Consider the following 18,183-nt stretch of genomic DNA (forward strand, 5'->3'; position numbering starts at 1 on the left):
ATTCCGAATCAATTCGAGCGGCCCGAATCCAATCAGGGTGAATACTATGGATGCTTTGCAAGCGGCAGCGCAGACGGCCGCGCCGTCCGGGACGGCGCTCAAGCGCCGGCTGCAGGGCCGCCACATCGCGATGATCGCGATCGGCGGCTCGATCGGCACGGGGCTGTTCGTCGCGTCGGGCGCGTCGGTCGCGCAGGCGGGGCCGGGCGGCGCGATCGCCGCGTATATCGCGATCGGGCTGATGGTCTATTTCGTCGTCACCGGGCTCGGCGAGATGGCCGCGCTGATGCCGGTGTCGGGCTCGTTCGCGATCTACGGCGAGAAATACGTCGACGAAGGCTTCGGCGTCGCGCTCGGCTGGACCTACTGGTACAGCTGGGCCGTGACGATCGCGATCGAGCTGGTCGCCGCGCAGATCGTGATGCGCTACTGGTTTCCCGCGATACCGGGCGTATGGTGGGGCGCGGGATTCCTGGTGCTGATCTTCCTGCTGAACACGCTGTCCGTGCGCGGCTTTGGCGAATCGGAATACTGGTTCTCGCTGATCAAGGTCGTCACCGTGATCGCGTTCATCGCGGCCGGGTTGCTGATCGCGGCCGGGCTGCTCGGCAACGGGCAGCCGGTGGGCTGGCGCAACTTCAGGACCGGCGACGCGCCGTTCGTCGGCGGCGTGCACGCGATGATGAGCGTCGCGCTGATCGCGGGTTTCTCGTTTCTCGGCACCGAGCTGGTCGGGATCACGGCCGGCGAATCGGAAAACCCGCGCAAGACGATCCCGCGCGCGGTGAAGCAGATCTTCTGGCGGATCATGCTGTTCTACGTGTTCGCGATCTTCGTGATCGGCCTGCTGGTGCCGTACACCGATCCGAACCTGCTGAAGAGCGACGTGACCGATATCGGCGTGAGCCCGTTCACGCTCGTGTTCAGCCACGCGGGTTTTCCGCTCGCGGCCGGCGCGATGAACCTGGTGATCCTGACGGCCGTGCTGTCGGCCGGCAATTCCGGCACCTATGCGGCCACGCGGATGCTGTACAACCTCGCGGCGGAGGGCCGTGCGCCCGCGATGTTCGCGACGCTGTCACCGGGCGGCGTGCCGCGCAACGCGCTGTACGCGACGATGGCGGTGGGCGGGCTGTGCTTTCTCACGTCGCTGACCAACAACCAGAGCATCTATCTGTGGCTGCTCAATACGGTCGGCATCACCGGCTTCATCGCGTGGCTCGGCATCGCGGTCTGTCATTACCGGTTCCGCAAGGGCTTCCTGAAGCAGGGCTACCGGCTCGATCAATTGCCGTACCGCGCGAAGTGGTTTCCGTTCGGGCCGCTGTTCGCGATCGCGATCTGCATCGTGATCTCGCTCGGGCAGGACTACCAGGCGTTCTTCGCGACCCGCATCAACTGGATGGAAGTGCTGTCGATCTATGTGTGGATCCCGCTGTTCGTCGCGATCTGGTGGGCGTATCGCCGCGTGCGCAAGAGCCGGCTCGTGCGGTACGAGGAGATGGATATCGGGCCGTGGCTCACGCGCTCGGTCGAGGCCGTCGACGCGGCGCTGATGCAGCACGGGCAGCACGGGCAGTCGCGCTGAATGGCGAGCGTGCGCCGCAGTTGCGCGGGCATGGCGCACGCCCTGGACTCGCGATCGCGATCGACGAATGGCGCGAGACACCGACCGACGGTGAAGGGCGGCGCGCGGTGCGACGCTCGCTGGCCGTGTTCCGGCGTGAAGCGAATGGCCTGACCGCGTGGCGACAGCGTCACGAGACGCCGGTCCGCGCCTGAATCGACGCTACTTGTCCAACTCCGGATAGTGCCGGAAGATCCCCATGTCGTTGAACGGGATGCGGCGCTTGGACTCGAGATAACGCACGACCGGCGGATGCTGCGCGACGCGATCGTGCAGGCCGACGAGTCCCTCAACCTTGCGCTCCGCGCGCTTCATCGCCTTCGGAAACGCGTAGCGCAGGCCTTCGATCAGCTGGAATATCGACAGGTCCGCGTAACTGAGCGCGCTGCCGGCGAGATAGCCGCCCTTGTGCGGGTTCTGCTCGAGCACGCGATCGAAGTAGCCGAGGTATTTCGGCAGCCGGTGCGCGAGGAAATCGGCCGCGCGCTCGGCGGCCTCGGCCTTCTGGTCGTCGTAGTACAGGCCGCTGCCGATCGGGTGATGCGTGTCATGGATCTCGGTGACGAAATCGGCGATGGTCAGCTGGAGCTGATGCACCCACAGCCGCCCGGCTTCGTCGTCGGGCGCGAGCCCGAGCCGCGCGCCAAGAAACAGCAGGATGTTCGCGACCTGCCCGACGACCACGTCGCCGGCCTTCAGGAACGGCGGCGCGAATGGCACGCATTCGTCCTTCGTGCTGTCCATCATGCGCATCATCGCCGACACGCCCATGCCGCGCCCCGATTCGCGCGCGACGTCGACATAGTCGGCCTCGGCCGCCTCGAGCGCGAGCCGCACGTATTCGCCGCGACCCTGGATTTCGGGCCAGTAATAGAGTTCATATCGCATGCATTGCTCCTGTCCGGTCGATGCGTCGGGGTTGCCCGCATCGTGGTGGCGGGGAGGGCGGCCATGCGCCGCCCGTTGCGAATAGACAGTCTAGGAGATCGAGCGGGAAGTGCCGCGCGCGTCGCGTCCGGTGCTGCGCTCGCCGCGTTCGCCGCCTTCCTGGCCATGGAAGAACACCCAGGTCGAGAAGTCGTCGGAGAAGCCGGCGAAGCGGTGCGCCGCGAACGCGGGCACGAACAGCACGTCGCCGGCCGCGACGCCGCATTCGCGTCCGTCGAGGACGAACCGCGACGTGCCCGCGGCAATCACGTAGACCTCGTCGCGCGTATGCGGCGTTTGCAGGTCCTCGCCGCGCGGCCGGTACAACTCGATGTCGAGTGAGCCGTGGCGAAACAGTGTCGTGAACAGCGTGCCTTCAGCGTCGAGGCGGGCGAGCGAATCATGGATGCCGAGCTTCATCGTCGTGGGCTCCGGGTCCGGATCGTGGGGACGTTCAGACGTGCGTCGTCCCATCGTATGCCGGAATCCGGCTCGGGGTGAACGCCGTTTGCCGGGTAATGCCGATACAGGTATTGGCACTACCAGCCAAACCACTGTTTTTAATGGGTTTTTTCGCGCGGCGCCTGCGCCGCGGCGCATTCTGCGTGGCATAATCGATCGCATCCGCAAGGCTTGTAGTCACAACGACCCCGCATACCCATGGCACAGACTCTCTACGACAAACTGTGGAATACCCACGTCGTCCACACCGAGGACGACGGCACGGCATTGCTCTATATCGACCGTCAGCTGCTGCACGAAGTCACGAGCCCGCAGGCATTCGAAGGGCTGAACGTCGCGCACCGCCCGGTGTGGCGCATCAGCGCAAACCTGGCCGTGTCGGACCACAACGTCCCGACCACGGATCGCAGCCACGGCATCGCCGATCCGGTCTCGAAGCTGCAGGTCGACACGCTCGACGCGAACTGCGACGCGTTCGGCATCACGCAATTCAAGATGAACGACGTACGCCAGGGCATCGTGCACATCATCGGGCCGGAGCAGGGCGCGACGCTGCCGGGCATGACGATCGTCTGCGGCGATTCGCACACGTCGACGCACGGCGCGTTCGGCGCGCTCGCGCACGGCATCGGCACGTCGGAAGTCGAGCACGTGCTGGCGACGCAAACGTTGCTGCAGAAAAAGAGCAAGAACATGCTCGTGAAGGTCGAGGGCGCACTGCCGCGCGGCTGTACCGCGAAGGACATCGTGCTCGCGATCATCGGCAAGATCGGCACGGCCGGCGGCACGGGCTACGCGATCGAATTCGGCGGCTCGACGATCCGCGCGCTGACGATGGAAGGCCGGATGACCGTCTGCAACATGGCGATCGAAGCCGGCGCGCGCGCGGGCATGGTCGCCGTCGACGACACGACGATCGACTACCTGAAGGGCCGTCCGTTCGTGCCGACCGGCGCGGAATGGGACCAGGCCGTCGAGTACTGGCGCGAATTCAAGTCCGACGAAGGCGCGCAGTTCGACCGCGTGGTCGAGCTGAACGCGGCCGAGATCGTCCCGCAGGTCACGTGGGGCACGTCGCCGGAGATGGTCACGTCGATCGACGGTCGCGTGCCCGATCCCGAGCGCGAGAAGGATCCGGTCAAGCGCGGCGCGATCGAACGCGCGCTGGCCTACATGGCGCTCGAGCCGAACACGCCGATCGAGTCGATCAAGGTCGACAAGATCTTCATCGGTTCGTGCACGAACGCGCGCATCGAGGACATCCGCGCGGCCGCGTATGTCGTGAAGAAGCTGAACCGCCGCATCGCATCGAACGTGCGGCTCGCGATGGTCGTGCCGGGCTCGGGCCTCGTGAAGGCGCAAGCCGAGCGCGAAGGGCTCGACAAGGTGTTCACCGATGCGGGTTTCGAATGGCGCGAGCCGGGCTGCTCGATGTGCCTCGCGATGAACGCCGACCGGCTCGAACCGGGCGAGCGCTGCGCATCGACGTCGAACCGCAACTTCGAAGGCCGGCAGGGCGCGGGCGGTCGCACGCACCTCGTGAGCCCCGCGATGGCGGCGGCGGCGGCGATCGAAGGCCACTTCGTCGACATTCGCCAGCTGGGGTAACGCGTGACGGCATCGAAGCTCATCGCGCGGCTGGTTGCCGCGCTGGCGCTCGCGGGGCTGGGCTTCGGCCTTGCGGGCTGCAATACCGTCCGAGGCTTCGGCCAGGACGTCAATGCCGCCGGCAACGCGCTGCAGCGCGCCGCGGACTGACGCCCGCCAGGAATTTGTCGATGTGCGCCGGCTGAATGCCGGCCCTTCAACCGGATAGACGGATCATGGAAAAATTCACAGTGCATACCGGCGTCGTGGCGCCGCTCGATCGCGAGAACGTCGACACCGACGCGATCATCCCGAAGCAGTTCCTGAAGTCGATCAAGCGCACGGGCTTCGGTCCGAACGCGTTCGACGAGTGGCGTTACCTCGACCACGGCGAGCCGGGCCAGGACAACTCGAAGCGCCCGCTGAACCCGGACTTCGTGCTGAACCAGCCGCGCTACCAGGGCGCATCGGTGCTGCTCGCACGCAAGAACTTCGGCTGCGGCAGCTCGCGCGAGCACGCGCCGTGGGCGCTGCAGCAGTACGGCTTCCGCGCGATCATCGCGCCGAGCTTCGCCGACATCTTCTTCAACAACTGCTACAAGAACGGGCTGCTGCCGATCGTGCTGACCGAGCAGCAGGTCGATCACCTGTTCAACGACACGTATGCGTTCAACGGCTATCAGCTCACGGTCGACCTCGACGCCCAGGTCGTGCGCACGGGCGACGGCCGCGAGTATCCGTTCGACATCGCCGCGTTCCGCAAGTATTGCCTGCTGAACGGCTTTGACGACATCGGCCTGACGCTGCGTCACGCGGACAAGATCCGCCAGTTCGAAGCCGAGCGGCTCGCGAAGCAGCCGTGGCTCAACAACAAGCTGGTCGGCTGAGATTGCCTCCGGGCGGGCGCGCATGACGCGCGCTCGCCGACCTGCCACCCACACCTACCCAGTCAGGAATAACGCATGAAGATTGCAGTGCTGCCCGGCGACGGCATCGGTCCGGAAATCGTCAACGAAGCCGTCAAGGTGCTGAACGCCCTCGACGAACAGTTCGAACTCGAGCAGGCGCCGGTCGGCGGCGCGGGCTACGAGGCGAGCGGTCATCCGCTGCCGGACGCGACGCTGAAACTCGCGAAGGAAGCGGACGCAATCCTGTTCGGCGCGGTCGGCGACTGGAAGTACGACTCGCTCGAGCGCGCGCTGCGCCCCGAGCAGGCGATCCTCGGGCTGCGCAAGCACCTCGAGCTGTTCGCGAACTTCCGCCCGGCAATCTGCTATCCGCAACTCGTCGATGCGTCGCCGCTGAAGCCGGAACTGGTTGCGGGCCTCGACATCCTGATCGTGCGCGAGCTGAACGGCGACATCTACTTCGGCCAGCCGCGCGGCGTGCGTGCAGCGCCGGACGGCCCGTTCGCCGGCGCGCGCGAAGGCTTCGACACGATGCGCTACTCGGAACCAGAAGTGCGCCGCATTGCGCACGTCGCGTTCCAGGCCGCGCAAAAGCGCGCGAAGAAGCTGCTGTCGGTCGACAAGTCGAACGTGCTCGAAACGTCGCAGTTCTGGCGCGACATCATGATCGACGTGTCGAAGGAATACGCGGACGTCGAGCTGTCGCACATGTACGTCGACAACGCGGCGATGCAGCTCGCGAAGGCGCCGAAGCAGTTCGACGTGATCGTGACCGGCAACATGTTCGGCGACATCCTGTCGGATGAAGCGTCGATGCTGACGGGCTCGATCGGCATGCTGCCGTCGGCGTCGCTCGACAAGAACAACAAGGGTCTGTACGAGCCGTCGCACGGTTCGGCGCCGGACATCGCGGGCAAGGGCATCGCGAACCCGCTGGCGACGATCCTGTCGGCCGCGATGATGCTGCGCTACTCGCTGAATCGCGCCGAGCAGGCCGATCGCATCGAGCGCGCTGTGAAAACGGTGCTCGAACAAGGCTATCGCACCGGCGACATCGCGACGCCGGGCTGCAAGCAGGTCGGCACGGCGGCGATGGGCGATGCGGTGCTCGCCGCGCTGTAACGCGCATGGCGATGACGTACGGTATTTAATGTAGAAAGGGCGCGAACGGGCCATGAAATCGGCCGGTTCGCGCAGGGTTGGCCGTTGTGCGGCCAACCGGCTTTGTGTAGACTCGAACGATGGCGCTGATTTCCCTGATCTCCCCGGTCCTGAAACTCCACGGCAACACTGCCCGTGTGGGTGCGCGCGCCATCGTCATCACGAAAACCATTACCACGAAAACGATCATTAAACGCTGATCGTCCGTCGTGCCCGCCTGTTTCCCCGCGCGGTCACGCCGGGGGCGGAAATGGCGGGGAAGCTCCATTCAAAGGGTTAGTCATGAACGTAGGTCTCGTAGGTTGGCGCGGCATGGTCGGCAGCGTGCTGATGCAACGCATGCAGGAAGAAGGTGATTTCGACCTGATCGAACCGGTGTTTTTCAGCACCAGCAACACGGGCGGCAAGGCGCCGTCGTTCGCGAAAAACGAGACTACGCTCAAGGACGCGACCAACGTCGACGAGCTGAAGAAGTGCGACGTGATCATCACGTGCCAGGGCGGCGATTACACGAACGACGTGTTCCCGAAGCTGCGCGCGGCCGGCTGGAACGGCTACTGGATCGACGCGGCTTCGTCGCTGCGGATGAAGGACGACGCGGTCATCATCCTCGATCCGGTCAACCTCGACGTGATCAAGGACGCGCTCGTCAAGGGCACGAAGAACTTCGTCGGCGGCAACTGCACGGTCAGCCTTATGCTGATGGCGTTGGGCGGCCTGTTCCGCGAGAACCTGGTCGACTGGATGACGGCAATGACCTACCAGGCCGCATCGGGCGCGGGCGCGCAGAACATGCGCGAACTGCTGTCGCAGATGGGCGCGCTGCACGGCGCGGTGCAGGAACAGCTCGCCGATCCGGCTTCCGCGATTCTCGACATCGATCGCCGCGTGCTCGCGACGATGAACAGCGATGCGATGCCGACGAGCCACTTCGGCGTGCCGCTCGCCGGTTCGCTGATTCCGTGGATCGACAAGGATCTCGGCAACGGGATGTCGAAGGAAGAGTGGAAGGGCGGCGCGGAAACCAACAAGATCCTCGGCAAGCCGGCCATGGGCGAGCCGGGTTCGATTCCGGTCGACGGGCTGTGCGTGCGGATCGGCGCGATGCGCTGCCACTCGCAGGCGCTGACGATCAAGCTGAAGAAGGATGTCCCGCTCGACGAAATCAACGGCATCCTCGCATCGGCGAACGACTGGGTGAAGGTCGTGCCGAACGAGCGTGAAGCGTCGATGCGCGACCTGTCGCCGGCGAAGATCACCGGCACGCTGACGGTGCCGGTCGGCCGCCTGCGCAAGCTCGCGATGGGCGGCGAATACCTGTCGGCGTTCACGGTCGGCGACCAGCTGCTGTGGGGCGCGGCCGAGCCGCTGCGCCGCATGCTGCGTATCCTGCTCGACAAGTAAGGACCGACGCGCGAAGCGAGACGCCTGCCAGCCCTTTGCGGGGCGGCAGGCGTTTTTCATTGGTCGGCGCCGGGCATGGACGGCCGCATCCGTCGGCGACGAATTCGGCCGGAACCCGATCGTGTGAAGTAAACTATGCGGTTACGACGCGCAGAGTCGCCGAAAGCGTCGCGTTCTGCGCGACGCTTTTGCATTTCTGCGGCGACTTTATTGACGCTTCCCTACGCGAATCCGAGCCGCGCCCGCGCGCGGCGATTGAGCCTACGATGTCCCGAATTTCCTTGTTTCCGCGTCAGTCCCGTCTGTCGCGCGCCGTGCGTGGCGCGCTGGCGATCCTGGCGCTCGGCACGGCCGTGTCGGCCGGGGCGGCCGACACCGGCGAGCTGGCGGCGTCCGCCGCCGGCGGCCCCGCGCCGCTGAACGTGACGGTCCAGCCGGGCCAGTCGTTGAACGACCTCGCGAAAGCGGCCACGCAGTCGCACGACCCGGCCGTGCTCGCGCGCGCCGGCCGTGCGCTGTTCGACGCCAATCCGCAGGCGTTCATGAAGCGCGACCCGAGCCGCCTGAAAGTCGGTGCGACGCTGACGGTGCCGGCGCTCGATGCGACGGGCGCGACGCTCGTGGCGGCCGGTGCGTCGAGTGCGTCCGGTGCAGCGGCGGTGTCGGCGCCAGCGTCGGCGGTGGTAGCCGCGTCAGGCACGGCCGCAGTCGCGCAGCATGGCGCGTCCGCGCCGCACCCGGGGTCGGCCGTGCAAGGCGCACCGGCCGCATCGGCTGCGCATGCGGCGCCGGTCAGCGGTGCAAGCGTCGCGGTGGCGGCAGGGGCGTCGGCGCCGATCGGCGCATCCGCCGCGCATGGCGCGTCGACGGCCGAACCCGTTCAGCCGGCAGCGCCTGCGGCTGGCGCAAGCGGGCCGCACGTGTGGAGCGGCGCGATCCAGTCCGCGCCGTCGTCCGCGAGCGACGCCGCTGCCCAGGTCACACCGGGCGGCGCGGCTCAAGGCATGCACGAACCGTCCGCGGCGGCACCCGTCGCGGGCGCGTCGCAGCCACGGCCGTCGAGCCTTCAGCAACTGCTCGCGCTGAAGAACCGCGTGCTGATGGAGCTGCAGAAGCACGGGATCGGCAAGCCGGCCGACACGAACAACGTTGCACCGGCGCGTGCGCCGGCTCCGGCACCCGCTGCGCCGCGCCCCGCCGCGAATGACGCAGGTGCATCGGCTGCCGCGTCCGCGTCGGCCGCGAGCGAAGCGGCGGCCGGTGTGGTCGCCAGCGCGGTGCAGCCGGCATCGGCGCCCGTGCAGCCGGCCGTGCCCGTCACGACCGCCGCGCCCGCGCGCGGTGCGGCACAGATCGACTGGCGTCCGACAGCAATGGCCGGCGCGGCCGTGCTCGTTCTCGCGGCCTGGTTCGCGTGGCGCAAGCGCCGGAAAGCGCGGCCTGCCGATGCGATCACCTCGGAATCCGGCGGAGCGGCTGCCGTCGATGCTGGCGCATCGTCGTCGCCCGTCGAACCCTTGCCGTCGATCCTTCCCGAGACGCTGCTTGCACGCGACGCAGCGGCCGATGTGAATCTGATCGCGGCTACCGCGGCAGCGGCGGGGGCCGTCGACACGCATGAAGCCGAGGTCGCGTCGCCGCCGGAAACCGCGACGCCGCACGACGATCAACCGGAAGCACCGTCCGCGCACGTCGCGCTCGAACGCGGCGCAGCGCCGGCCTCGCACGACGTGAAGCCCGTCGCGGAAACGGCCGCGGACGAGCCACTGCAAACGCCAGCGGCGCCTTCGACGAACGACGCCCAGCACGCGGCGCTGATGCAGAACGCGATCAGCGCGCTCAACAGCCTCGACATGCCGTTGCCGCCGCGCCAGGCGGACGAGCCGGCCGCACGGGAAGGGCAAGCCGAAAGCGACCAAATCGCAACTAACGGTCAATTCGCGTCGCGTCCGCCGATTGGCGCGGGCGATCTGTCCCCGGAGCACCCGGCCGACCAGGACGACGAGTTCGGCTGGGATCCGGATGCGGCAACGCCCGCACCGCACGCAGGCGGTGCATCCGCGCCGTCGTCGCTGCCGCCGCTCGGCGGCGCGCAGTTCGGCGCGTTGAAACTGGATTTCGATCTCGACCTGCCGTCCGCGCCGGGCGCCGCGTTGCCCGCGCTGACGCCGGAAGAGCTCGCGCGCATCGCGCGCAACAAGCTGGATCTCGCGTCGGAGTACGTCGAACTGGGTGACCTGTCGGGCGCACGCATGCTGCTGCAGGAGGTGATCGACGCGAACGACGCCGCCACACGCGACGATGCGCGTGCGCTGCTCGCGAAACTGGCGGACGAGGCGTAATGCGGATCGCGCTGGGAATTCAGTACGACGGTGCCGCGTTCTGTGGCTGGCAGGCGCAGCCGCACGGCAAGACCGTGCAGGACGCGCTCGAGCGCGCGCTCGGCGAATTCGCGTGCGTGCCGTTGCACACGACGGTCGCGGGGCGGACCGATACGGGCGTGCACGGGCTCGGGCAGGTCGTGCACTTCGACACGGACCTCGATCGCACGGATTTCTCGTGGGTGCGCGGCACCAACGCGTTCCTCCCGTCGACCGTTTCCGTGCAGTGGGCGAAGCCGATGCCGGACACGTTCCATGCGCGATTCTCGGCGTTCGAACGCACCTATTACTACGTGCTGTACGTGCATCCCGTGCGCTCGCCGATGCTGGCCGGCCGTGCGGGATGGATCCACACGCCGCTCGACGACGACGCGATGCGCGCCGCCGCCGGGCACCTGATCGGCGAGCATGACTTCTCGTCGTTCCGGTCGTCGGAATGCCAGTCGAAGACGCCGGTCAAACACCTGTATCAGATCGACGTGCGGCGCTCGGGCCACTTCATTCATTTTCGCTTCCGCGCGAACGCGTTCCTGCACCACATGGTGCGCAACCTGATGGGTTGCCTCGTCGCGGTCGGGCGCGGCCGCTATCCGGCGGACTGGCTCGCCGACGTGCTGGCCGGGCGCGACCGCAAGCTGGCCGCGCCCACGTTCATGGCCGACGGGCTGTATCTTGCCCATGTCGGCTACCCGGCGGAATTCGCCGTCCCGCCCGCGCAACTCGGCAGCGTGCCGTGGAGCAGCGTCTGGGCCGATCTGGACCTACCATCATGACGGATCACGCCGTGTCTTCTCCGATCTCTGCCGCGACCGGCCTCGCGCCGCGCACGCGCATCAAGCTGTGCGGCCTGTCGCGCCCCGAGGACGTGCTGCACGCCGCGGCACTCGGCGCCGACGCGATCGGCCTGGTGTTCTACCCGAAGAGCCCGCGCGCGGTGTCGATCGCGCAGGCGGCCGAACTGGCGCGCCTCGCGCCGCCGTTCGTATCGGTGGTCGGGCTGTTCGTGAACGCGACCGAAGCCGAGATCGAGGCGGTCGTGCGCGACGTGCCGCTCACGGTGCTGCAATTCCACGGCGACGAGACGCCGGAGCAGTGCGACGCGCTTGGCCGCGCGGCACGCCTGCCGTGGTTGCGCGCGGTGCGCGTCGGCCCCTCGACGCAGCCGTCCGATTTGGTAGAATCGGCACTTCATTATTCGAAAGCGCGCGGCCTCCTGTTCGACACCCTGGTGCCGGACTACGGCGGTAGCGGCAAGGTCTTCGATTGGTCTCTTATTCCCGCAGAGCTCGCGCATCGGGCCGTTTTGAGTGGTGGCTTGAGCGCGCAAAACGTCGGTGATGCGATCCGCCAGTTGCGCCCATTTGCTGTCGATGTCTCGAGTGGCATCGAAGTGGAGGGCGCGAAGGGCGTGAAGGATCACGCCCGGATGGCGGCGTTCGTACGCGCGGTGCGCGAAGCGGACGCCCGGTGATTCAAGAAGGTGCGACCCCCGAACGCGGGGCGCGCCGACCAATCGAGAGTGACACCATGTACAACCTTCCTGATGATCGCGGCCATTTCGGCCCGTATGGCGGCGTGTTCGTCGCCGAGACGCTGATTCACGCGCTGGACGAACTGCGCGCCGCGTATGAAAAATTCCGGAACGACCCCGATTTCGTCGCCGAATACGAGCGCGAACTGAAGCACTTCGTCGGCCGTCCGTCGCCGATCTATCACGCGCAGCGCTGGAGCGAGACGCTCGGCGGCGCGCAGATCTACCTGAAGCGCGAGGACCTGAACCACACCGGCGCGCACAAGATCAACAACGTGATCGGCCAGGCGCTGCTCGCGAAGCGCATGGGCAAGAAGCGCGTGATCGCCGAGACGGGCGCCGGCCAGCACGGCGTCGCGACGGCGACGATCTGCGCGCGCTTCGGGATGGAGTGCATCGTCTACATGGGCGCCGAGGACGTGCGCCGCCAAGCCGCGAACGTCTACCGGATGAAGCTGCTCGGCGCGACGGTCGTGCCGGTCGAATCGGGTTCGCGCACGCTGAAGGACGCGCTGAACGAAGCGATGCGCGACTGGGTCACCAACATCGAAAGCACGTTCTACATCATCGGCACGGTCGCGGGCCCGCACCCGTATCCGGCGATGGTGCGCGACTTCCAGCGCGTGATCGGCGACGAGTGCAAGGTGCAGATGCCGGAACTCGCCGGCCGGCAGCCGGACGCGGTGATTGCGTGCGTCGGCGGCGGCTCGAACGCGATGGGTATCTTCTATCCGTATATCGACGACACCTCGGTGCAGCTGATTGGCGTCGAAGCGGCCGGCGACGGCCTCGACACCGGCCGTCACGCGGCGTCGCTGATCGCCGGCAGCCCCGGCGTGCTGCACGGCAACCGCACGTACCTGCTGCAGGACGACGACGGCCAGATCATCGAGACGCATTCGGTGTCGGCCGGCCTCGACTATCCGGGTGTCGGCCCCGAGCACGCATGGCTGAAGGACAGCGGCCGCGCGCAATACGTGCCGATCACCGACGAGGAGGCGCTGAAGGCGTTCCACGATTGCTGCCGGATCGAGGGGATCATCCCCGCGCTCGAGTCGAGCCACGCGATCGCGTATGGCGTGAAGCTCGCGCCGACGTTGCCGAAGGACAAGATCCTGCTCGTCAACCTGTCGGGCCGCGGCGACAAGGACATGCACACGGTCGCCGAGCGATCGGGCATCGCGCTCTGACCCGACCGATGCGTGACCTGATCGAACAGCCGGGCGGCGGCGCCGCGAGCGAAGCGGAGGCGGGGCAGCCCGCCGTCGCCGTGCCGCGCGCACGGCCGTCCGGGATCGAACTGCACAACCGCGATTTCATGACCGAAGCCGCGCGCCTGCCGGATGCGTCGATCGACCTGATCGTCGCCGATCCGCCGTACGGGCTCGGCAAGGACTACGGCAACGACTCGGACAAGCGTTCGGGCGACGAGTTTCTCGCGTGGACGCGCGAGTGGCTCGAGCTCGCGATTCCGAAGCTCAAGCCGAGCGGGTCGATGTACATCTTCTGCACGTGGCAGTACGCGCCGGAAATCTTCAGCTTCCTGAAGACGAAGCTCACGATGGTCAACGAGATCATCTGGGACCGACGCGTGCCGAGCATGGGCGGCACGACGCGCCGTTTCACGTCGGTGCACGACAACATCGGCTTTTTCGCGGTTTCCAGGGCGTATTACTTCGATCTCGATCCGGTCCGCATCCCGTACGACGCCGACACGAAGAAGGCCCGCTCGCGCAAGCTGTTCGAAGGCAGCAAGTGGCTGGAGATGGGCTACAACCCGAAGGACGTCTGGTCGGTCTCGCGCCTGCATCGGCAGCACGCGGAGCGCGTCGATCATCCGACCCAGAAGCCGCTGGAAATCATCGAGCGGATGGTGCTCGCAAGCTGCCCGCCGGGCGGCCGCGTGCTCGATCCGTTCATGGGCAGCGGCACGACCGCGGTGGCCTGCGCACGGCAGGGGCGCGACTTCGTCGGCTACGAGATCAACGAAAGTTATTGCGCGATCGCGCACGAGCGCGTGAACGCGCTCGCCGCGCAGGCGTGCGCGTGAGTCGCGCCGCCGCAGTGCCGATCGCTGCTTTGCATGGACCGGAGTAAGCGCTAAAGCGCTAACTCCGGTCGACAAAGGAAAATTGCCATGAATCGTATCCAGCAGACCTTCGCCGCACTCGCCGAACAAGGCCGCAAGGGCCTGATCCCGTTCATCACGGCCGGCGACCCCGATCCCGCGAAAACCGTCGAGTTCATGCACGCGCTCGCCGAAGGCGGCGCCGACGTGATCGAGCTCGGCGTGCCGTTCTCGGACCCGATGGCCGACGGCCCGGTGATCCAGCGCTCGTCGGAGCGCGCGCTCGCGCGCGGCGTCACGCTCAAGAGCGTGCTCGCCGACGTGAAGCGCTTCCGCGAGACCGACCAGAAGACCCCCGTCGTGCTGATGGGCTATGCGAACCCGATCGAGCGGATGGGCGTCGACGCGTTCGCGGCCCAAGCGCAGGCAGCCGGCGTCGACGGCGTGCTCGTCGTCGACTATCCGCCCGAGGAAGCCGGCGTGTTCGCCGAGAAAATGCGTGCCGCGCAGATCGATCCGATCTTCCTGCTCGCCCCGACGTCGACCGACGAGCGCATCGCCGACGTGGGCAAGATCGCGAGCGGCTACGTGTACTACGTGTCGCTCAAGGGCGTGACCGGCGCCGGAAATCTGGATGTTTCGAGCATTGCGGGTAAAATCCCGGCCATCAAGTCGCGCGTGCCGGTTCCGGTGGGCGTCGGCTTCGGCATCCGCGACGCCGAAACGGCGCGCGCGGTGGCCGAAGTGTCGGACGCCGTCGTGATCGGCAGCCGCCTGGTGCAACTGCTCGAGAGCGCCGCGCCGGAAGGCGCCGCCGCCGCGCTGAAGACATTCATCGCCGAGCTGCGCGCCGCCCTGGACGGCGCCGGCAAGACGGCGCGATAAACACAACACAGGAGGCGGGAACGGGCCGGTCGGCCCGCCCCGCCACGGAACAGGAAACCATACACGATGAGCTGGCTCGACAAACTGTTGCCGCCGAAGATCAAGCAGACCGACCCGAAAAGCCGCAAGGGCATTCCGGAAGGCCTGTGGGTCAAATGCCCGTCCTGCGAGGCCGTGCTGTACCGCAACGACGTGGACGCGAACCTGCACGTGTGCCCGAAGTGCGATCACCACATGCGCATCGGCGCGCGCGAGCGCCTCGACGGGCTGCTCGATCCGGAAGGCCGCTATGAAATCGGCCAGGAAATCGTGCCGGTCGACTCGCTGAAGTTCAAGGACAGCCGCAAGTACCCCGATCGTCTGAAGGAAGCGATGGACGAGACGGGCGAGACCGACGCGATGGTCGTGATGGGCGGGGCGATTCACACGCTGCCCGTCGTCGCGGCCTGTTTCGAGTTCTCGTTCATGGGCGGCTCGATGGGTTCGGTCGTCGGCGAGCGTTTCGCGCGCGGCGCGCAGAACGCGCTGGAACAGCACGTGCCGTTCATCTGCTTCACGGCGTCGGGCGGCGCACGGATGCAGGAAAGCCTGCTGTCGCTGATGCAGATGGCGAAGACCACCGCGATGCTGACCAAGCTGGCCGAAGCCAAGCTGCCGTTCATCTCGGTGCTGACCGACCCGACGATGGGCGGCGTGTCGGCGAGCTTCGCGTTCCTCGGCGACGTCGTGATCGCGGAGCCGAAGGCGCTGATCGGCTTCGCCGGCCCGCGCGTGATCGAGCAGACGGTTCGCGAGAAGCTGCCGGAAGGCTTCCAGCGCGCGGAATTCCTGCTGACGACGGGCGCGATCGACATGATCGTCGACCGCCGCAAGATGCGCGACGAGATCGCGCAGCTGCTCGCGCTGCTGCAGCGACAGCCGGCCGACGCGCTGGCCTGATCGGCGCGGCGTTGTGAACTGCGCGCGTCGCCCGGCTGAACCGCCGGGCGGCGCGTTTCGTTTTTTGGCGTAGTGACGGTACCGATTCAGATTTGATCCGATGAGCACTTTTCCCACTCTCGACGCGTGGCTTTCGCATCTCGAACGCGCGCACCCGGTCGGCATCGACATGGGCCTCACCCGCATCGGGCAGGTCAAGGCGGCGCTGCAGCTCGAATTCGCGTGCCCCGTGATCACGGTCGGCGGCACGAACGGCAAGGGCTCGACCTGCGCGTTCCTCGAGGCGATCCTCGTCCACGCGGGCTACAAGGTCGGTTGCCACACGTCGCCGCACCTGCTCGAATTCGCCGAGCGCGCGCGTGTGAACGGTCAGCAGGTCAGCGATGCCGACCTGCTGCCGCACTTCGAAGCCGTCGAAGCGGCGCGCACGTCGCTGCCCGAGCCGGTGTCGCTCACGTACTTCGAATTCACGACGCTCGCGATCCTGCACCTGTTCGCGTCGCGCGGGCTCGACGTCGTGATCCTCGAAGTCGGCCTCGGCGGCCGGCTCGACGCGGTCAACATCATCGATACCGATTGCGCGATCGTCACGAGCATCGACATCGACCACACCGAATACCTCGGCGACACGCGCGAGAAGATCGCGTTCGAGAAGGCGGGAATCTTCCGCGCGGGCAAGCCGGCGATCTGCGGCGACCCTGCCGTGCCGGGCACGCTGGTCGACCATGCCGCCGCGATCGGTGCGGACCTGTGGCTGGTCGGTCGCGATTTTCGCTATGAAGCGCAGCCGGGCGCGGAGCGCCAGCAATGGAGCTACCTCGGCCGCGACAAGCGCTATCCGGCGCTCGCGTACCCGGCGCTGCGCGGCGCGAATCAGCTGATCAATGCGTCGGCCGCGCTGGCCGCGCTCGAGGCGCTGCGCCCGGTGCTGCCGGTGTCCGCGCAGGACATCCGGCTCGGGCTCGCGAACGTCGAGCTGCCGGGGCGTTTCCAGGTGCTGCCCGGCAAGCCGGCGATCGTGCTCGACGTCGCGCACAACCCGCATGCGGCGGCCGTGCTCGAGCAGAACCTCGGCAACATGGGCTTCTTCCCGTACACGTACGCGGTGTTCGGCGCGATGCACGACAAGGACATCGACGGCGTGTTGCGGCACCTGGCGGGCGAGATCGACCACTGGTGCGTGACCGACCTGCCGCTGCCGCGCGCGGCGAGCGCGGAGCAGCTCGAAGCCGCGCTGCGCAAGGCCGGTGTGGAGGACGGGGCGGATTCGAGCGTCACGCGGTTCGCGTCGCCCGCGGAAGCATTTCGAGATGCGCTAAAAAGAGCCTCCGAGAATGATAGAATCGTGGTTTTCGGCAGTTTCCATACGGTGGCCGGTGTGATGGCCTACCGGAAATCGCAGCAACACTGACTGTCGGGCAGTTTCGGACTCAGCCATTCATGGGAATTTTCTCGTTCGGCAAGAAAGACGACGACGCGCCCACCCGGCGCGGCGGTCGTACCGGGGCCTCCCGGAACATGCGCACGGAGCGCACTGAACGCGTCGAGCGACGCACGCGCCGCACCGAGCGTCCGGAATCGGACGCACTGCTTCTCGATCCGACCCTTCCTGAAAAGCAACGCGCCCGCCGGCGTCTCGTCGGCGCGATCGCGCTCGTCGTCGGCGCGGTGATCGTGCTGCCGATGGTGCTCGATTCGCACCCGAAGCCGGTGACGGACGACATCGCGATCGATATTCCGAACCGGCCTGCGCATCAGGCGGTCGCGCCGCGTGACGACGATGCGTCCGACGTGCAGGCGGGCGTCGCGCACGACGAGCCGCCGGCCTCCGATGTCGCGGTGGCGGCCGCGCCCGCCCCCGCGGCGAAGGATACGGCCAAGCCGGCCGCGAAACCCGCTGCCACGACCTCGACGACCTCGACGACCACGGCGAGCGTGACGCCGCCGAAGCCCGCTGCCAAGCCGGCCGCCCCCGCGGCGAAGCCGGTCGCGCCGAAGCCGGCGCCGGCACCCGCGACGGTCGCGAACGCCGACGCCACGACCGACAGCGGCGACGCGTCGTCGCCCGCATCGCCGGCCGGTGCGCGCTTCGCGGTGCAGCTCGGTTCGTTCAAGGACGACACGACGGCCCGTTCGTGGGCTACCAAGTTGAAATCGGCGGGTGTGCCCGCATATGTCGAGCATCGCAAGCAGGCGGACGGCAGCACGGCTACACTGCTGCGTGCCGGCCCGTTTGCGGATCGCGCGGCGGCGTCCGCCGCGATCGCGAAGGTGCGCGAAGCCGGACTGACGCAGTAACGTGC

At 67.4% G+C, this 18,183-nt stretch carries 18 protein-coding genes; 16 read left to right on the top strand and 2 right to left on the bottom strand.

All coding sequences use genetic code 11. From position 1 onward, the window contains the following. The first annotated feature begins 46 nt into the window (after positions 1-46). Positions 47-1,588 (top strand): amino acid permease, encoded by a 1,542-nt coding sequence (locus tag LMA02_RS19755; RefSeq protein WP_228909479.1) that lies wholly within the window; start codon positions 47-49, stop codon positions 1,586-1,588. A 201-nt stretch (positions 1,589-1,789) separates the two neighbouring features. Here LMA02_RS19755 and LMA02_RS19765 read toward each other — a convergent pair whose 3' ends face one another. Then, positions 1,790-2,515, bottom strand: coding sequence for a glutathione S-transferase (locus tag LMA02_RS19765; RefSeq protein ID WP_228909480.1), 726 nt, complete (start codon positions 2,513-2,515; stop codon positions 1,790-1,792). A gap of 90 nt (positions 2,516-2,605) precedes the next feature. Further along, positions 2,606-2,974, bottom strand: coding sequence for a cupin domain-containing protein (locus LMA02_RS19770; RefSeq protein WP_228909481.1), 369 nt, complete (start codon positions 2,972-2,974; stop codon positions 2,606-2,608). 240 nt (positions 2,975-3,214) lie between these two features. Between LMA02_RS19770 and leuC the strand changes: the two genes are divergently transcribed. The 15 genes from leuC (at position 3,215) to LMA02_RS19845 (ending at position 18,178) form a co-directional block, all read left to right on the top strand. Beyond that, the gene (gene leuC, locus LMA02_RS19775) at positions 3,215-4,624 is read left to right on the top strand and encodes a 3-isopropylmalate dehydratase large subunit (protein ID WP_228909482.1); all 1,410 of its coding nucleotides are present in this window, start codon (positions 3,215-3,217) and stop codon (positions 4,622-4,624) included. Positions 4,625-4,627: 3 nt separating this feature from the next. Next, positions 4,628-4,774, top strand: a complete 147-nt coding sequence (locus LMA02_RS19780; RefSeq protein ID WP_011658379.1) for an entericidin A/B family lipoprotein — start codon at positions 4,628-4,630, stop codon at positions 4,772-4,774. A 65-nt stretch (positions 4,775-4,839) separates the two neighbouring features. Next, complete coding sequence (leuD, locus tag LMA02_RS19785) at positions 4,840-5,490, top strand: 3-isopropylmalate dehydratase small subunit (protein ID WP_006756677.1); 651 nt, start codon at positions 4,840-4,842, stop codon at positions 5,488-5,490. 75 nt (positions 5,491-5,565) lie between these two features. Further along, complete coding sequence (gene leuB, locus LMA02_RS19790; RefSeq protein WP_228909483.1) at positions 5,566-6,633, top strand: 3-isopropylmalate dehydrogenase; 1,068 nt, start codon at positions 5,566-5,568, stop codon at positions 6,631-6,633. A gap of 119 nt (positions 6,634-6,752) precedes the next feature. Further along, positions 6,753-6,872 (top strand): hypothetical protein, encoded by a 120-nt coding sequence (locus tag LMA02_RS19795; RefSeq protein ID WP_006487736.1) that lies wholly within the window; start codon positions 6,753-6,755, stop codon positions 6,870-6,872. An 82-nt stretch (positions 6,873-6,954) separates the two neighbouring features. Further along, a complete protein-coding gene (gene asd / locus LMA02_RS19800; protein WP_006756674.1) occupies positions 6,955-8,076 on the top strand; it encodes an aspartate-semialdehyde dehydrogenase in 1,122 nt (373 codons plus the stop codon). A 266-nt stretch (positions 8,077-8,342) separates the two neighbouring features. Continuing rightward, entirely contained in the window at positions 8,343-10,418 is a 2,076-nt protein-coding gene (locus LMA02_RS19805) for a FimV/HubP family polar landmark protein (protein ID WP_228909484.1), read from the top strand. Then, a complete protein-coding gene (truA, locus tag LMA02_RS19810; RefSeq protein WP_228909485.1) occupies positions 10,418-11,230 on the top strand; it encodes a tRNA pseudouridine(38-40) synthase TruA in 813 nt (270 codons plus the stop codon). Before LMA02_RS19805 ends, truA begins: the two co-directional genes overlap by 1 nt. Continuing rightward, the gene (locus LMA02_RS19815) at positions 11,227-11,928 is read left to right on the top strand and encodes a phosphoribosylanthranilate isomerase (RefSeq protein ID WP_228909486.1); all 702 of its coding nucleotides are present in this window, start codon (positions 11,227-11,229) and stop codon (positions 11,926-11,928) included. Before truA ends, LMA02_RS19815 begins: the two co-directional genes overlap by 4 nt. A gap of 56 nt (positions 11,929-11,984) precedes the next feature. Then, positions 11,985-13,178: a tryptophan synthase subunit beta gene (trpB, locus tag LMA02_RS19820; protein ID WP_175725112.1), complete on the top strand. Its 1,194-nt coding sequence runs from the start codon at positions 11,985-11,987 to the stop codon at positions 13,176-13,178. Between the two features lie 8 nt (positions 13,179-13,186). Then, entirely contained in the window at positions 13,187-14,038 is an 852-nt protein-coding gene (locus LMA02_RS19825; protein ID WP_166725241.1) for a DNA-methyltransferase, read from the top strand. 87 nt (positions 14,039-14,125) lie between these two features. Next, positions 14,126-14,941 carry a tryptophan synthase subunit alpha gene (gene trpA, locus LMA02_RS19830; protein ID WP_006755100.1) on the top strand — a complete coding sequence of 272 codons (816 nt, stop codon included), beginning with the start codon at positions 14,126-14,128 and terminating at the stop codon, positions 14,939-14,941. A gap of 66 nt (positions 14,942-15,007) precedes the next feature. Beyond that, the gene (gene accD, locus LMA02_RS19835) at positions 15,008-15,880 is read left to right on the top strand and encodes an acetyl-CoA carboxylase, carboxyltransferase subunit beta (RefSeq protein ID WP_006755101.1); all 873 of its coding nucleotides are present in this window, start codon (positions 15,008-15,010) and stop codon (positions 15,878-15,880) included. Positions 15,881-15,980: 100 nt separating this feature from the next. Further along, complete coding sequence (gene folC / locus LMA02_RS19840; protein ID WP_228909487.1) at positions 15,981-17,291, top strand: bifunctional tetrahydrofolate synthase/dihydrofolate synthase; 1,311 nt, start codon at positions 15,981-15,983, stop codon at positions 17,289-17,291. 29 nt (positions 17,292-17,320) lie between these two features. Further along, positions 17,321-18,178, top strand: coding sequence for an SPOR domain-containing protein (locus LMA02_RS19845; protein WP_228909488.1), 858 nt, complete (start codon positions 17,321-17,323; stop codon positions 18,176-18,178). Positions 18,179-18,183 lie beyond the last annotated feature (5 nt).

The sequence above is a fragment of the Burkholderia sp. B21-005 genome (genome assembly GCF_020843965.1).
Taxonomy (GTDB): Bacteria; Pseudomonadota; Gammaproteobacteria; order Burkholderiales; family Burkholderiaceae; genus Burkholderia; species Burkholderia ambifaria.

What these genes read in the sequence shown, in the direction of transcription:
- leuB (WP_228909483.1), top strand. Translation starts at nt 5,566, where the DNA reads ATGAAGATTGCAGTGCTGCCCGGCGACGGCATCGGTCCGGAAATCGTC.
- accD (WP_006755101.1), top strand. Translation starts at nt 15,008, where the DNA reads ATGAGCTGGCTCGACAAACTGTTGCCGCCGAAGATCAAGCAGACCGAC.
- LMA02_RS19755 (WP_228909479.1), top strand. Translation starts at nt 47, where the DNA reads ATGGATGCTTTGCAAGCGGCAGCGCAGACGGCCGCGCCGTCCGGGACG.
- trpA (WP_006755100.1), top strand. Translation starts at nt 14,126, where the DNA reads ATGAATCGTATCCAGCAGACCTTCGCCGCACTCGCCGAACAAGGCCGC.
- trpB (WP_175725112.1), top strand. Translation starts at nt 11,985, where the DNA reads ATGTACAACCTTCCTGATGATCGCGGCCATTTCGGCCCGTATGGCGGC.
- asd (WP_006756674.1), top strand. Translation starts at nt 6,955, where the DNA reads ATGAACGTAGGTCTCGTAGGTTGGCGCGGCATGGTCGGCAGCGTGCTG.
- LMA02_RS19805 (WP_228909484.1), top strand. Translation starts at nt 8,343, where the DNA reads ATGTCCCGAATTTCCTTGTTTCCGCGTCAGTCCCGTCTGTCGCGCGCC.
- truA (WP_228909485.1), top strand. Translation starts at nt 10,418, where the DNA reads ATGCGGATCGCGCTGGGAATTCAGTACGACGGTGCCGCGTTCTGTGGC.
- LMA02_RS19765 (WP_228909480.1), bottom strand. Translation starts at nt 2,515, where the DNA reads ATGCGATATGAACTCTATTACTGGCCCGAAATCCAGGGTCGCGGCGAA.
- leuD (WP_006756677.1), top strand. Translation starts at nt 4,840, where the DNA reads ATGGAAAAATTCACAGTGCATACCGGCGTCGTGGCGCCGCTCGATCGC.
- LMA02_RS19815 (WP_228909486.1), top strand. Translation starts at nt 11,227, where the DNA reads ATGACGGATCACGCCGTGTCTTCTCCGATCTCTGCCGCGACCGGCCTC.
- LMA02_RS19770 (WP_228909481.1), bottom strand. Translation starts at nt 2,974, where the DNA reads ATGAAGCTCGGCATCCATGATTCGCTCGCCCGCCTCGACGCTGAAGGC.
- LMA02_RS19845 (WP_228909488.1), top strand. Translation starts at nt 17,321, where the DNA reads ATGGGAATTTTCTCGTTCGGCAAGAAAGACGACGACGCGCCCACCCGG.
- leuC (WP_228909482.1), top strand. Translation starts at nt 3,215, where the DNA reads ATGGCACAGACTCTCTACGACAAACTGTGGAATACCCACGTCGTCCAC.
- LMA02_RS19825 (WP_166725241.1), top strand. Translation starts at nt 13,187, where the DNA reads ATGCGTGACCTGATCGAACAGCCGGGCGGCGGCGCCGCGAGCGAAGCG.
- LMA02_RS19795 (WP_006487736.1), top strand. Translation starts at nt 6,753, where the DNA reads ATGGCGCTGATTTCCCTGATCTCCCCGGTCCTGAAACTCCACGGCAAC.
- folC (WP_228909487.1), top strand. Translation starts at nt 15,981, where the DNA reads ATGAGCACTTTTCCCACTCTCGACGCGTGGCTTTCGCATCTCGAACGC.